At 71.9% G+C, this 13,807-nt stretch carries 15 protein-coding genes and 1 pseudogene; all 16 read left to right on the top strand.

The genetic code is table 11. The features are described from left to right. Positions 1-722: flagellar hook-length control protein FliK (locus IN07_RS12675; RefSeq protein ID WP_036336267.1), on the top strand; the 722-nt coding region annotated here is incomplete at its 5' end. 15 nt (positions 723-737) lie between these two features. Beyond that, positions 738-1,196 carry a flagellar hook assembly protein FlgD gene (locus tag IN07_RS12670; RefSeq protein WP_036336266.1) on the top strand — a complete coding sequence of 153 codons (459 nt, stop codon included), beginning with the start codon at positions 738-740 and terminating at the stop codon, positions 1,194-1,196. A gap of 55 nt (positions 1,197-1,251) precedes the next feature. Next, positions 1,252-2,544, top strand: a complete 1,293-nt coding sequence (locus IN07_RS12665; RefSeq protein ID WP_036336265.1) for a flagellar hook protein FlgE — start codon at positions 1,252-1,254, stop codon at positions 2,542-2,544. A 190-nt stretch (positions 2,545-2,734) separates the two neighbouring features. Beyond that, complete coding sequence (locus IN07_RS12660) at positions 2,735-3,022, top strand: flagellar FlbD family protein (protein ID WP_036336264.1); 288 nt, start codon at positions 2,735-2,737, stop codon at positions 3,020-3,022. A 3-nt stretch (positions 3,023-3,025) separates the two neighbouring features. Then, positions 3,026-3,796, top strand: a complete 771-nt coding sequence (locus IN07_RS12655) for a motility protein A (RefSeq protein WP_036336263.1) — start codon at positions 3,026-3,028, stop codon at positions 3,794-3,796. Then, positions 3,793-4,758: a flagellar motor protein MotB gene (locus IN07_RS12650; protein WP_036336261.1), complete on the top strand. Its 966-nt coding sequence runs from the start codon at positions 3,793-3,795 to the stop codon at positions 4,756-4,758. The genes IN07_RS12655 and IN07_RS12650 overlap by 4 nt, the downstream gene beginning before the upstream one ends. Further along, the gene (locus IN07_RS12645) at positions 4,755-5,231 is read left to right on the top strand and encodes a flagellar basal body-associated FliL family protein (protein ID WP_036336260.1); all 477 of its coding nucleotides are present in this window, start codon (positions 4,755-4,757) and stop codon (positions 5,229-5,231) included. Before IN07_RS12650 ends, IN07_RS12645 begins: the two co-directional genes overlap by 4 nt. A gap of 211 nt (positions 5,232-5,442) precedes the next feature. Further along, complete coding sequence (locus IN07_RS12640; protein ID WP_081975376.1) at positions 5,443-6,417, top strand: flagellar motor switch protein FliM; 975 nt, start codon at positions 5,443-5,445, stop codon at positions 6,415-6,417. After that, positions 6,414-7,160 (top strand): flagellar motor switch protein FliN, encoded by a 747-nt coding sequence (fliN, locus tag IN07_RS12635; RefSeq protein ID WP_036336258.1) that lies wholly within the window; start codon positions 6,414-6,416, stop codon positions 7,158-7,160. The genes IN07_RS12640 and fliN overlap by 4 nt, the downstream gene beginning before the upstream one ends. Then, entirely contained in the window at positions 7,157-7,585 is a 429-nt protein-coding gene (locus tag IN07_RS12630; RefSeq protein WP_036336257.1) for a FliO/MopB family protein, read from the top strand. The genes fliN and IN07_RS12630 overlap by 4 nt, the downstream gene beginning before the upstream one ends. Beyond that, complete coding sequence (gene fliP, locus IN07_RS12625) at positions 7,585-8,433, top strand: flagellar type III secretion system pore protein FliP (RefSeq protein ID WP_036336256.1); 849 nt, start codon at positions 7,585-7,587, stop codon at positions 8,431-8,433. Before IN07_RS12630 ends, fliP begins: the two co-directional genes overlap by 1 nt. A 76-nt stretch (positions 8,434-8,509) precedes the next feature. Next, complete coding sequence (gene fliQ, locus IN07_RS12620) at positions 8,510-8,785, top strand: flagellar biosynthesis protein FliQ (protein WP_036336255.1); 276 nt, start codon at positions 8,510-8,512, stop codon at positions 8,783-8,785. Between the two features lie 7 nt (positions 8,786-8,792). After that, positions 8,793-9,557, top strand: coding sequence for a flagellar biosynthetic protein FliR (fliR, locus tag IN07_RS12615; protein WP_036336254.1), 765 nt, complete (start codon positions 8,793-8,795; stop codon positions 9,555-9,557). Between the two features lie 17 nt (positions 9,558-9,574). After that, positions 9,575-10,708, top strand: coding sequence for an EscU/YscU/HrcU family type III secretion system export apparatus switch protein (locus tag IN07_RS12610; protein WP_036336252.1), 1,134 nt, complete (start codon positions 9,575-9,577; stop codon positions 10,706-10,708). Between the two features lie 161 nt (positions 10,709-10,869). Continuing rightward, complete coding sequence (gene flhA / locus IN07_RS12605) at positions 10,870-12,915, top strand: flagellar biosynthesis protein FlhA (RefSeq protein WP_036336251.1); 2,046 nt, start codon at positions 10,870-10,872, stop codon at positions 12,913-12,915. Positions 12,916-12,985: 70 nt separating this feature from the next. Further along, positions 12,986-13,807 (top strand): annotated as a pseudogene (locus IN07_RS12600) (hypothetical protein); the annotation flags it as partial.

Below are 13,807 nucleotides of genomic sequence, written 5' to 3'. Positions count from 1 at the left end.
GGCCCGCGCCTGGGGCCGGCCCGGCGACCTCGACCGACGGCGTCGGGGCGCCGGCGGCGCTGCCCACCGCCGGCGGTGCCGCCGACACCGCCGACACCGGGTCCGGGACCACCGGCGACGAGCCCACCGCGACCGCGGCGACCACCGGGGTCGCCCCGTCGGCCGCCGAGACCGACGCCGTGTCCACCGTCCCCGGCCCGACACCGGCCACTGCCACGCCGGTCGCCGTCACCGGCGCACCGGTGCCGGCTCCCGCGGAGACCCCCGTCGCCGCCCAGCTCGGCCGCCAGCTCGCCGTCCTGCAGAACGCCCCGGACGGCAGCCAGACGATGACGGTGGTGCTCACGCCGGACGACCTGGGCCCCGTGTCCGTCCAAGTCACCGTCACCCGCGGCGTCCTCGAGGTCACCCTGCACGGGGCCCACGAGGCCGGCCGGCAGGCACTGCTGGACGCCCTGCCCGACCTGCGCCGCGAACTCGACGGCGCCGGCCTGACCACCGGCCGGGTCGAGGTCGGTGCGGACAGCGGCAACGCCGGCTCCGGCGCGCGGACCGCGCAGGAGCTCTTCGACGCCCGGGCCGGCCAGCAGGGCCGGTCCGGTCAGCCGGACCAGCAGGGCGGCTCCCGCCGCGGCGGGCAGACCCCCGACCACCTCGGCCCCGGCAGTGCCGCGCGAGCCGCCGACCAGTCCACGTCAGCCGGCGTGGACGTCCGTGTCTGACCTGGAGACCGTGCGATGACCACCCCGATCACCGGGACCGTCGGTACGCCGACCGCCACCGCGACCACCTCGACCGCGCGCTCCGACCAGATGGGCAAGGACACCTTCCTCAAGCTGCTGGTCGCCCAGATGCGCTTCCAGGACCCCAGCAACCCGACCAGCAGCAGCGAGTTCATGGCGCAGACCGCGACCTTCACCCAGGTGGAGAAGCTCGAGGAGATCGCCAAGCAGAACGCCGAGCTGCTCACCCTGCAGCGCTCGCTGAGCGCCGGCGCGCTCGTCGGCAAGCACGTCGCCTACACCGCCGACGACGGCACCACCGTCACCGGCGCCGTCTCCTCGGTGATCGTGACCGGCGGCAGCGAGCCGCGGGCGGTCGTCGGCGACAAGGCCGTGCCGCTGGGCCGGATCACCGAGATCACCGTCCCCGAGGTCGACACCCCCGCCACCACCCCGGCGACGACCGCCGGCTGACCCCGGCGCCCCCGCCCTCCCCCCACACCGATCACCGATCGCGAGGAGCCCCACCGTGCTTCGTTCCATGTTCTCGGCCATCTCCGGCCTGCGCGCCCACCAGACCAAGCTCGACGTCGCCGGCAACAACATCGCCAACGTCAACACCGTCGGCTTCAAGGCCAGCCAGACCGTCTTCGAGGACACGCTGAGCCAGGTGCTGCGCAACGGCGCCGCGCCCAACGGCGACGTCGCCGGCACCAACCCGGCGCAGGTCGGCCTCGGCGTGAAGGTCGCCGGCATCACCACGAACTTCGGCCAGGGCTCGACCCAGAACACCGGCCGGGCCAGCGACTTCATGATCAGCGGCGACGGCTTCTTCGTGACCAAGGTCGGCAACGAGCAGCTCTACACCCGGGCCGGCTCCTTCGACACCGACGGCGTCGGCAACCTGGTCACCCCCGACGGGGCGAAGCTGCAGGGCTGGATGGCCAACGCGCTCGGGGTCGTCGACCCCAACGGCCCGATCCAGGACCTGCGGATCCCCACCGGTCAGGTGCTCGCCCCGGTCGCCACCACCGGATCGGCGATCAGCGGCAACCTCTCCGCCGGGGCCCTGAGCACCGACACGGCCGTGACCTCGCAGATCCAGATGTACGACGACCTGGGCAACGCCCACGCGGTCAGCGTCACGATGTCGAAGATGGCCGCGCCCGCCGCCAACCGGTGGTCGGTCAACCTGGTCGACACCACCACCGGGACGACGCTGACCCCGACGCCGGTGGAGCTGCAGTTCGCCGACGGCAGCGCCACCTACCTCGGCGCGGACGGTCAGCCCCTGCCGGCCGGCACGCTCGCCGCCCCCACGCCCGCCTCCTTCACGGTCGCCGCACCCACCGGCGCCGTCCCGGCCTGGACCAAGGACGTGGCGGTCGACCTGTCCTCCCTCACCCAGTTCGGCGGCAAGAGCGACGCCGCGGCCAAGACGACGGCGCAGAGCGGCTCGGCCATGGGCGTGCTGGAGGGCTACTCGCTGGCCAGCGACGGCACGATCGTCGGGATCTACTCCAACGGGCTGCGGCAGAACATCGGGCAGCTCGCGTTGGCCACCTTCACCAACCCGGGCGGCCTGGAGAAGGCCGGCAACAGCTCGTTCCGGGCCGGCGACAACTCCGGCAACCCGCTGGTCGGGCAGGCCGGCACCGGTGGCCGCGGCAGCCTGTCGGCCGGCGCGCTGGAGATGTCCAACGTCGACCTGGCCGAGGAGTTCACCGGCCTGATCGTGGCCCAGCGCGGCTTCCAGGCCAACAGCCGCGTGATCACCACCTCCGACGAGATCCTCCAGGACCTGGTCCAGCTCAAGCGCTGATCCCTCCCCCCACCAGAATGGCCATTTTGGTGGGGGCTGAGGCGCTCACCTGCGCGGATGGCCCGGTCACCCCGTCGGGGGGACCGGGCCGTTCAGCTCAAGCACCGCCCTCGACACGCCGATGACCTGACTGCGGCGCGATGAGGCCCGTTCGTGGCGAGACCGCCGCACCCGACCCCTGGAGCAGTCCGTGATCCGTCTGACGCGCCTCAACGGCGAGCACTTCGTGCTCAACGTCGAGCTCATCCAGCGCGTGGAGGGCCACCCCGACACCGTCATCACGCTCCGCGACGACACCAAGTACGTCGTCACCGAGACCGTCGACCAGGTCGTCCGTGAGGTCCGCGACTACCGGGCCAGCATCCAGGCAGTCGCCTTCCAGATGGACCGCGGCGAGTACCGGATGCCGACCGCACACACCGCGAAGGGCACCGAGGACTCCTCGGTCCTGCCGTTCCCGAGCCGAGAAGAGCGCTGACCCATGGACCCCGCCACCCTCATCGGGTTCGTCGTCTCCATCATCGCGCTGGTCGTCTTCATGATCCTCGAAGGCGCCGACCCGACCTCGCTGATCTTCCTCCCGGCGATCGTCCTGGTGGTCGTCGCGACCTTCGGCGCGGCGATGGCCAGCCAGACGATGGACGACCTCAAGAAGATGCCCAACTGGTTCAAGATGGCCCTGGTGCCGGGCAAGGTGCCGCCGGCCACCGAGCAGATCCAGGTCCTGGTGAGCCTGGCCGAGAAGGCCCGCAAGGAAGGGCTGCTCGCACTGGAGGCCCAGGTCAAGGACATCGACGATCCGTTCCTCAAGCGCGGCCTGCAGATGAGCATCGACGGCACCGACCCGGAGGACCTGCGCAGCATCCTCGAGGGCGAGATCTCGGCCAAGAAGACCGAGGACAAGGTCGCCGCCAAGTTCATGAACAACATGGGCGGCTACGCGCCGACCATCGGCATCCTCGGCTGCATCGTCGGCCTGATGAACGTGATGGGCAGCCTCAGCAACCCGGAGGCGCTGGGCCCGATGGTCTCCGCGGCGTTCATCGCCACGCTGTGGGGCGTCATGGCGGCCAACTTCTGGTTCCTGCCGATGGGCGCGAAGATCCTGCGGGTCAGCGCGCTGCAGGCCGCGCAGATGGAGTTGCTCGTCGAGGGCATCGCCGAGATCCAGGCGGGCACCAGCCCGCGCACCGTGCGCGCCAAGCTGACCTCGCTGGTGCCGCCCAGTGAGCAGCAGCGCGAGGCGGCATGAGCAAGGGCGGCGGGCACGGGGGCCACGGTGGCCGCCGGGCCAAGAAGCACGAGGAGCACGAGGAGCACGAGAACCACGAACGGTGGCTGGTGTCCGGCTTCGACATGATGACCCTGCTGTTCGTGCTGTTCGTGGTGCTCTACGCGATGAGCTCGATCGACGTGGCCAAGTTCACCGCCTTCGCCAACGGCGCGCGCGAGGGCGCCGGCGCCCCGGTGACCATCCTCAACGACGGCGCCGCCATCGCCGCACCGATCGAGAACGACAGCCCGCTGAAGCCGGTCCAGGTGGCCCAGGAGGCCGCCATCGACGGCACCGCCCAGACCGAGGCGGAGCAGGCCGCGGCGGTGGCGGCCGCCGAGGCGAAGGCGCGGGCCGTCGCCGCCGAGGCGGAGTCGTCCTACGACCAGCTCGCGGCGGCGCGGGCGGCGATCGCCGCGGCGCTGGCCGAAGCCGGCCAGTCCGGGGCCGCCCAGTTCATCATCGACGAGCGGGGCCTGGTCGTGCGCGTGGTCTCCGACCCCGTGCTCTTCGCCCCGGAGTCCGCTGCCCTGCTGCCGCAGGGGGTGACCGTGCTCAACGCCATGGGCCCGGCGATCCGGGACCTGCCCAACCTGGTCCGGGTCGAGGGCCACGCGAACTCCCTGCCGGTCACCCGCGGCGGCCCGTGGCCGTCGAACTGGGAGCTGTCGGCCGTCCGGGCCACCACCGTGCTGCGGCACCTGGTGGACGCCAACGCCGTCGGGCAGGACCGCATGTCGGCGGTCGGCTACAGCGACACCCGGCCGCTCGTGCCCGACACCGACCCGTCCTACGTGACCGTGAACCGACGGGTGGACGTCGTCCTCCTGTCCACCGCCTCCCCCGAGGCCAACGCACTGCTGCCCGGCATCGAGGCGGCCACCCAGACCACGCAGACCACCCAGGCCGACGGCACGACCTCCGAGGGGAGCCAGGAATGAGCAAGAAGAAGCAGGAAGAGCCCGAGGACGCCGACGGCGCCAAGGGCGGCGGCAAGAAGAAGCTGCTGATCATGGGGCTGGTCGCCGTCCTGGCGATCGGCGCCGCCGCGTACTTCTTCGTCTTCAGCGGCAGCGGCGAGGCGGTGGCCGAGCCCGCGCCGGAGGCCGGCAGCGTCGTCCTCCCGGTGGAGTCGGTGGCCATCAACCTGGCCGGCGGGAGCTACCTGAAGCTCGGCTTCACGCTGCAGTTCTCCCTCGCCTACGACGAGCACGCCGGCGGCGGGCACGGCGGTGGCGCCACCCCGGACGGTTCGAAGGCGATGGACATCGCCATCTCCCAGTTCTCCGGGGCTGCCCTGTCCGACGTGCAGACCAACCGGGAGGCGATGAAGGCCGCCTTCGAGGCGGCGGTCGTCGAGGCCTACCACGGCGACGTCTACGAGCTCTGGTACACGGAGTACGTCACCCAGTAGAAGGACCCCCTTGCCCCCCCCCAGCACTCGCAAGCTCGTGCCGGGACCCTGCAAGGGGGCCGTTCCAACACCTCACGGGTGTTGGAACGACTGACGCTCCTCCCCCACCGTCCCCACCGGGGAACACCTGCACCAGCCGGCGCCGAGCTCCTCGGCGCCGGCTGGTGTCCGGCGGTCAGGGTCACCGCGCCCCCCGCCGATGAGGACATGCGTGAGCCTGTCCGACACCGTGGCCGACGCCCCGAGCGCCGCCGCCCCCCGACCCCCTGAGGGGCAGGCGCGCGCCCGACGCCGGGAACCGCGCACCTACGACTTCCGTCGTCCGACGAAGCTGTCCCGTGAGCACGTCCGGATCCTGCAGATCACCCAGGAGTCCTTCGCCCGTCAGGCGACGACGACCCTGACCTCCCTGCTCCGCACCGGCGTCCGGGTCGAGCTGACCGGCATCGAGCAGTTCTCCTACGACGACTACATCGCCACCCTGCCGTCGTCGTACTTCGTGGCGACGTTCACCCTCGAGCCGCTGGCCGGCAAGGGCGTGCTCGCCTGGCCGCTGGACTCCGCGATGGCGATGGTCGACCACATGCTCGGTGGCTCCGGCGCCGGCGACCAGCCGAACCGGCCGATGACGGGCATGGAGAGCGCCATCACCGGTCACCTCCTGGCCCGGCTGCTCGACGAGCTCGGCCAGGCGTTCGCCCCGGTCACCGCGCTGAAGCCCGCGCTGGACAGCGTCGAGTACAACCCGCAGCTCGCCCAGGCCGCCTCCGGTTCCGAGACGGTCATGGTCGCGACCTACAGCATGCGGATCGGTGCCCGGGAGCCCGAGGTCACCCTCGTGCTGCCCTTCGCCTCCTTCGTCGGCCCGCTGAACAACGCCGCCTCCCCGCAGCTGTCGGACGTCGCGAAGCACAAGCGGCAGCGGGCCCTCGAGGCGATCACCGAGCGGATCAACGACGTCCCCGTCGACGTGAGCGTGCGGTTCAACCCGCTGGACGTCCCCTCCGGTGACCTCTTGTCCCTGGCCGTCGGCGACGTGCTGCTGCTCCGCCACGCCCAGGACAGCCCGCTGCAGGTCACCACCAACGACGTGACCTTCGCCCACGCCCTCCCCAGCAACCACCGGCGCCGCCTGGCGGCCGAGATCGTCCCCGACACCTCGACCGGCGGAAAGGACCCCGCATGACCACCGCCTTCGGCACCGACCGCTCGTCGGACTCCGACACCATCGCTGCAGCCGTCGCTGCCGCGGCCCAGGCCGCAGCAGCCGCCATGCCCGCCGAGCTCGTCCTCCGGGCCGGGGAGACGGTGGCCGACCCCGAGTCGGTCCCGCTCCCCCCGACCCCCGGGGCCGCCGTCACCGCCGCACTGGGCGGCGAGGTCAGCGGCGACATCGTGCTGGTGCTCTCCGAGGAGATCGTCAGCGCGCTGACCAACTCCCCGGTCGGGCCGATGGACGTCGCCACCGCGCTGCGCCCCGCGCTCGAGGCCGCCGCCGCCGCTCTCGGCCGGGTGCGCGTCGCGGCCGAACGGGTCGAGGACGTCGTCGCGGCGCTGGACGGTCTGCGGGACAAGGGCGTCTTCCTCGCCGTCCCGCTGATCAACGGCACGGAGATCGCCGCCACGCTGGCCCTGCAGGTCACCCTGCCCCGCCCGCGGGAGCGGCGCGGCAGCCTGGACCTGCTGCGCAACGTGGCCATGGAGGTCACCGTCGAGATCGGCCGGACCCGGATGACCGTGTCCGAGCTGCTCTCCCTCCACCCCGGCGAGGTCGTCGAGCTCGACCGCGCCGCCGGTGCGCCGGCGGACCTGCTGGTCAACGGCACCCTGATCGCCCGCGGCGAGATCGTCGTCGTCGACGAGGACTTCGGCCTGCGGATCAGCGAGATCGTCACCGAGGCCGGCGAGTACGGGACTCCGCCCGCATGAGCTGGATGATCGTCCGCCTGGTCCTGTCGCTGGTGTTCGTCGCCGCGGTCCTGCTCTTCGCCAGCAAGGTCGCGAAGAAGCGCGGGCTCGGTGGCCCCACCGGCGTCATCGAGGTCGTCGCCCGCCAGCGGATGGGCCGGGCCAGCAGCGTCTCGGTGCTGCGCGTCGCCGGCCGGGTGCTGGTGATCGGCTCGACCGAGGAGCAGGTCACCCTGCTGGCCGAGGTCGAGGACGAGGAGCTGCAGGCCGCCCTCGCCGCCCAGGCCCGCCCCGCGGTCGGTGCGAACGGCGAGACCACCGAGCTGCCTGCCGCCCGGGTCCCGGTGCCGCGGGCGGGCAGCGGTGCCCTGGCCGGCTCGGTGCTCGACCGCGGCACGTGGACGTCGGTGGTGCACGAGCTGCGTGAGCGGACGGTGCGCCGCTGATGACCGCCGTCCCCGTTCGGCTGTCGGCGCCGCCGCCGACGTCCGGCCCCGCCCGCCGCCGTGCGGCCTGGCTGCTGCCGTTGCTGCTGCTGGGCACGGTGCTGCTGATGCTCTGGCTGGCCGGCCCGGCCTCGGCCGCCCCCACCGCGCCGGTCCCGCCGTCCGAGCCGGTCGCCCCGGTCGTGGACGACGGCGGCCTGGACATCTCCATCGGCGGGGACAGCCCGAGCACCGCGGTGACGCTGATCCTGGCGATCACCGTGCTGTCGATCGCGCCGTCGGCCCTGCTGCTGGTGACCTCGTTCACCAAGATCCTCGTGGTGCTGGCGCTGACCCGCAACGCGCTGGGCCTGCCCACCTCACCGCCGAACCAGGTGCTCACCGGGATCGCGCTGTTCCTGACCATCTTCGTGATGGGCCCGGTGTTCAGCGAGATCAACGAGCTCGCCGTCCAGCCCTACCTGGACGGCACCATGAACGCCTCGGCCGCCTACGACACCGGTGTCGAGCCGCTGAAGGACTTCCTGCTGGCCAACACCCGGGACGACGAGCTCAAGCTGATGGTCGGGCTCTCCGGTGAGGAGGCGCCGGCGGACGCGGCGTCGGTGAGCATGCTGACCCTGGTCCCGGCGTTCGTGCTCTCCGAGCTGAAGAGCGCCTTCATCATCGGCCTGGTCGTCTTCATCCCGTTCCTGGTGCTGGACATGCTGGTCAGCGCCGCGCTGATGGCGATGGGCATGATGATGGTGCCGCCGACGATCGTGTCCCTGCCGTTCAAGCTGATGCTCTTCGTGATCGTCGACGGCTGGGCGCTGGTGACCACGTCGTTGGTCGGGTCGTACGGATGAGCCGCGTGACGACGTGCGAGCGAGCATCGCAGGGAGCGCCAGCGACCGAGGAGCGGAACGAGCTCGGAGGCACGCAATGAGCGACGCCGACGTCACCGAGATCGCCACCCAGACGATGATCGTGGCGGCGAAGGTGTCCGCCCCGATCCTGCTGACCGCACTGCTGGTCGGCTTCATGATCTCCCTGTTCCAGGCGGCCACCCAGATCCAGGAACCGACGCTGTCGTTCGTGCCGAAGATGATCGCGGTGGCGATCGCGCTGCTGGTGACCGGCAACTGGGTGCTCTCGGAGCTGGTCTCCTTCACCGACCAGCTGTTCGAGTCGCTGCCGCGGCTGCTCGGCAGGACCTGAGGCCGCAGTGGACCTCGAGGTCCCCTCCGCGACCCTCGCGGCGCTGCTGCTGGCCAGCACGCGGGCTGCCGGGTTCATCGCCCTGGCCCCGCCGTTCAACTCCAACGGCATCCCGCGGGTGGTCAAGGGCGCACTCGCCCTCTGCATCGCCCTGGTCACGTTCCCGCACATCTCCGGCACCATCCCGGAGGTCACCGCCGGCTTCCTCATCGCGACTGCGGTCACCGAGGCGGTCATCGGCGCCGCGCTGGGCTTCGTCGTCCAGCTGCTGTTCAGCGCCGTCCAGCTGGCCGGTGACCTGATCGACGTGACCGGCGGGTTCTCCCTGCAGCCGGCCTACGACCCGATGTCGCTGACCACGCAGGGGGTGATCGGCCGGCTGCACTACCTGCTCGCCATCACCCTGCTGTTCACCAGCAACGGCCACCTGCTGCTGGTGCGGGGTTTCGTCACCTCCTACCAGGGGCTGCCGGTGGGCGGCTCGCTGCCCACCGACCAGCTGGGCTCGGTCCTGATCACCGCCTTCTCGATGATGTTCCTGGCCGCGCTGCAGATCGCCGGACCGCTGGTGGCGGTGCTGCTGCTGGCCGACGTCGCGCTCGCCCTGCTGTCCAAGGCCGCGCCGGCGCTGAACATCTTCGCCTTCGGCTTCCCGCTCAAGATCATGATCACCCTGACCCTGCTGGGGCTGACCTTCCCGCTGCTGCCGCCGGCGCTGGACGGGCTCCTGGACTCCGCGCTCGACGCGATCACCTCGCTGCGTAGCGGCTGACCCGGAGGAGGTGACTGATGGCCAAGGACGGTCCTGGCGGCGAGAAGACAGAGAAGCCGACACCGCAGAAGCTCAAGAAGGCCCGCAAGGACGGGCAGATCCCGCGCACCCAGGAACTGGGCACCTGGCTGGGCGCGGCCGCGGCGAGCGTGCTGCTGCCCATGCTCGTGGGCGGTGCGTTCAGCTCCATCCAGGAGCTGTTCGTGCAGGTCGGCGTGATCGCCAAGGACCCGCAGCAGGCCACGATGCAGGCACTGTTCGGGACCGCGCTGGCCGTCTTCATGACCGCGCTGCTGCCGATGGCGCTGGCGATGATGGTGATCGGCACGATCGCCTCGGCGTCCCAGGGCGGGGTCACGATCGCCACGAAGGCGATGAAGCCGACGTTGAAGAAGCTGAACCCCTTCCCCGGGATCAAGCGGATGTTCGGCACCCAGGGCCTCTGGGAGGCGACCAAGGCGATCATCAAGACCGTCGCGCTGGCGACCGTCATCGGCGTGACGTCCGACAACGCCATGCAGCTGGTCTCCGCCTCCGGTGCGCTGCCGCTGTCGGAGGTCGTGCACACCTTCACCGACTCCGCGGTGCTGATGTTCCGCGTCGTGGGCATCACCGGCCTGGTCATCGCGGTCGCGGACTACGTGGTGGTGCGGCACAAGATGATGAAGCAGCTCAAGATGAGCGTCTACGAGATCAAGCAGGAGCACAAACAGGCCGAGGGCGACCCGCAGATGAAGGCCCAGCGCCGCTCCACCCAGCTGTCGATGTCCCGCAACCGGATGATGTCCGAGGTCGCCGACGCCGACGTGCTGCTGGTCAACCCCACCCACGTCGCCGTCGCGCTCAAGTACGACCCGATGAAGGGCGCCCCCCGGGTGGTGGCCAAGGGCGCCGACGAGATGGCCGCCCGGCTGCGCGCCCGGGCCGAGGAGTGCAAGGTGCCGATGGTCCAGGACATCCCCCTGGCCCGGGCCCTGCACGCCTCCTGCGACCTGGGCCAGGAGGTGCCGGCCCAGCTGTTCACCGCCGTCGCCCGGGTGCTGGCCTTCGTCATGCACCTCTCGGCGCGCGGCGTGAGCGGCGGCATGCACCGGCCCGGCTTCGAGGCACCGGCCACCGAAGGGCTGCCCCGCGCCGGCCGGCGCCGCTGACGGCCGCCCGGTCTCCCTGAGGCCCGCGGAGCGGTTGGGACGCACGGTGTGGCGGACCCGCCCAGCGGTACCGCCCGTTCCCCGGACTGCCGAGAAGGCGGTGGGGGGCGCACCGGCGCATTCCTCCGCCGCCGTAGCGCACCGCACAGGAACGAGGTCTCGTGGGAAAGCTGACGAAGGCCGCCGTCCCCATCGGGGTCGTCTCGATCGTCCTGATGCTCGTGGTGCCGCTGCCGGCCCCCGTGCTGGACCTGCTCCTGGCGCTGAACATCGTCGGGTCGCTGCTGATCCTGCTGGTGTCGATGAACATCAGGCGGCCGCTGGACTTCGCGATCTTCCCGTCGCTGGTGCTGATCGCGACGCTGATGCGGCTGGCGCTCAACGTCTCCTCGACCCGGCTCGTCCTCACCGACGGTTACGCCGGCAAGGTCATCGAGGCCTTCGGGCACTTCGTGATCGGCGGCTCGCTGATCGTCGGCCTGGTCATCTTCGTGATCCTCACGATCATCCAGTTCGTCGTCATCACCAACGGCGCCGGCCGCGTCGCCGAGGTCGGCGCCCGCTTCACCCTCGACGCGATGCCCGGCAAGCAGATGGCCATCGACGCCGACCTGAACGCCGGCCTGATCAACGAGAAGCAGGCCCGCAAGCGGCGCAGCGACGTCACCGCCGAGGCCGACTTCTACGGCTCGATGGACGGCGCCAGCAAGTTCGTCAAGGGCGACGCCATCGCCGCCATCATCGTCACGCTGATCAACCTGATCGGCGGCTTCGCGATCGGCGTGCTGCAGCGCGGCATGGCCCCGGGCGAGGCCGTCACCACCTACTCGCTGCTGTCGGTCGGCGACGGCCTGGTCTCCCAGATCCCGGCGCTGCTGATCTCCACCGCCACCGGCCTGATCGTCACCCGCTCGGCCTCCCAGGGCGACATGGGCTCGGACCTGATCAGCCAGCTCAGCCGCGCCAAGCAGCCGGTGCGCATCGCCGGCCTCGCCGCGCTGGCCCTGTGCCTGATCCCCGGCCTGCCCAAGCTGCCGTTCCTGCTGATCGGCGGCCTGGTCCTGTTCATCTCCACCCGGCTCACCGACCGGGTCGACGAGGACGACGACGAGGGCACGCCCGCGGACGCCGTCGCCGCCGAGCCGCAGCCGGACTCCCCCGAGGCGATCGCCGACCGGATGCGGGTGGACCCACTGGAGCTGGAGGTGGCCTTCGACCTGGTCGAGCTGGTGGACACCGCCCGCGGCGGCGACCTCCTGGACCGCGTCAAGGCGCTGCGCCGCAAGGTGGCCATGGAGACCGGGCTGGTCATCCCGCTGGTCCGCACCCGGGACAACCTGGACCTGCCCGCCTCGCAGTACGTCATCTGGCTCAACGGCGTCCCCGCGGCCAAGGGCACGTCCCCGGCCGGCACGGTCCTCGCCATCGGTGACCACCTCGACGGGCTGCCGGGCAAGGCGACCCGGGAGCCGGTCTTCGGGCTGGCCGCCAAGTGGGTGCCCGCCGAGCTGCAGCGGCAGGCCGAGATGGCCGGCGCGACCGTCGTCGACCGCTCCTCGGTGATCACCACCCACCTGGCCGAGGTCGTCCGGCAGAACGCCTCGGCGCTGCTGGGCCGGGAGGACGTCAAGGTGCTGGTCGAGATGATCCGCCGCTCGCACCCGGCCGTCGCCGACGAGCTCACCCCGGCGCTGCTCAGCCTCGGCGAGGTGCAGCGGGTGCTGCAGGCCCTGCTGGACGAGGGGGTGTCGATCCGCGACCTGGTGCGCATCTTCGAGGCCCTGTCCCTGCGGGCCAAGGTCTCCACCGACCTCGACGGCCTGGTCGAGGCGGCCCGCACCGCCCTGGGCGCGGCCATCAGTCACCCGTACGTGACCGAGGAGGAGCGGCTGCACGTCATCACCCTCGAGCCGTCGTTCGAGCAGCGGCTCCTGGAGGCCGTGCGCCCCACCGAGGGCGGCCAGGTGCTCGCGCTGGACGGGCACACCGTCGACGTTCTCGTCCGCGGCTGCACCGAGCTCCTCGACGACGCCGAGCGCCTGAACCTCTCCCCCGTGCTCGTCTGCTCACCGCAGGTGCGGGCCGCACTGTCCCGCCTGGTCCGCCAGGTCCTGCCCCGCCTGTCGGTCATCTCGTACAACGAGGTGTCCCGCACGGCACAGATCGAGTCACTGGGAGTGGTGAGCGGTGCCGTCGCGATCCGTTGAGGCAGCCACGCGTGAAGAGGCCATCGCGGCCGCGCGTGCAGAGTTCGGGGCCTCGGCCCGGGTGGTCGGGGTGCGTCGCATCCGTTCCGGCGGCATGTTCGGCTTCTTCACCAACGAGCGGTTCATCGCCGAGGTCGAGGTGCCCACGGCCGGTTCGGCCACCGGGCCGAGCACCGGTTCGGCCGCCGTGCTGAAGGACCCGGCCGCCCCCGCACGGCCGGCTGCGCCGTCGATGGACGACCGGATGAAGGAGCTCGCCGACCTGCTGGGGGCAGCGGCCCAGGGCAGCCCGGCCGTGGACCTCTACGGCCGTTCCGGCTCGGTGCGGACCGCGCCCGAGACCACCGCAGCTGCGGCGCCGTCGGCCCAGCGGTCGACCCCCTCCTCGAGGGTCTCCCCCTCGGCCGCCCGGTCCACGGCGCGGCCGGCGCGTGCGGCGACCGCCGCCGCGACCCCGGCGGCGGCCAAACCGTTCACCCCCAGCAAGCACACGCTGATGCTCGCGCCGGAGGACCTGGCGCCGGGGCCCGCCCCGGCGCCCGTCGCCGAGCAGCCGTCGGGCCCCTCGCCGTTCGCCGCGGCGCTCACCCGGATGGTCGCCTCGAGCCCCGTGCAGGCAGCGGCCGACGCCGCTGTCGAGGACGCCGCCGTCGCCGCTGCTGCGGAGCTGGCTGCGGCCGAGGCGGCCGCAGCCCAGACGGCAGCGGTCGAGGCCGCCGCGGCGGAGGCCGCACGGCTGGCCACGGCACGCATCGAGGCTGCTGCCGCCGAGGCAGCCCGGGTGCAGGCCGAGGCTGCACGGGCCGAAGCAGCACGGATCGAGGCAGCGCGAGTCGAGGCAGCCCGCATCCAGGCGGAGGCCGAGGCCGCCGCCGAGGCAGCCCGCATCCAG

The organism is Modestobacter caceresii (assembly GCF_000761485.1).
GTDB classification, from domain to species: domain Bacteria; phylum Actinomycetota; class Actinomycetes; order Mycobacteriales; family Geodermatophilaceae; genus Modestobacter; species Modestobacter caceresii.
This window is presented reverse-complemented; position numbering and strand designations above follow the sequence as displayed.

Bases quoted from the DNA above. Each gene is read 5' to 3' on its own strand.
- IN07_RS12670 (WP_036336266.1), top strand. From the start codon at position 738: ATGACCACCCCGATCACCGGGACCGTCGGTACGCCGACCGCCACCGCG.
- IN07_RS12655 (WP_036336263.1), top strand. From the start codon at position 3,026: ATGGACCCCGCCACCCTCATCGGGTTCGTCGTCTCCATCATCGCGCTG.
- IN07_RS12650 (WP_036336261.1), top strand. From the start codon at position 3,793: ATGAGCAAGGGCGGCGGGCACGGGGGCCACGGTGGCCGCCGGGCCAAG.
- IN07_RS12645 (WP_036336260.1), top strand. From the start codon at position 4,755: ATGAGCAAGAAGAAGCAGGAAGAGCCCGAGGACGCCGACGGCGCCAAG.
- fliN (WP_036336258.1), top strand. From the start codon at position 6,414: ATGACCACCGCCTTCGGCACCGACCGCTCGTCGGACTCCGACACCATC.
- IN07_RS12630 (WP_036336257.1), top strand. From the start codon at position 7,157: ATGAGCTGGATGATCGTCCGCCTGGTCCTGTCGCTGGTGTTCGTCGCC.
- fliP (WP_036336256.1), top strand. From the start codon at position 7,585: ATGACCGCCGTCCCCGTTCGGCTGTCGGCGCCGCCGCCGACGTCCGGC.
- fliQ (WP_036336255.1), top strand. From the start codon at position 8,510: ATGAGCGACGCCGACGTCACCGAGATCGCCACCCAGACGATGATCGTG.
- IN07_RS12610 (WP_036336252.1), top strand. From the start codon at position 9,575: ATGGCCAAGGACGGTCCTGGCGGCGAGAAGACAGAGAAGCCGACACCG.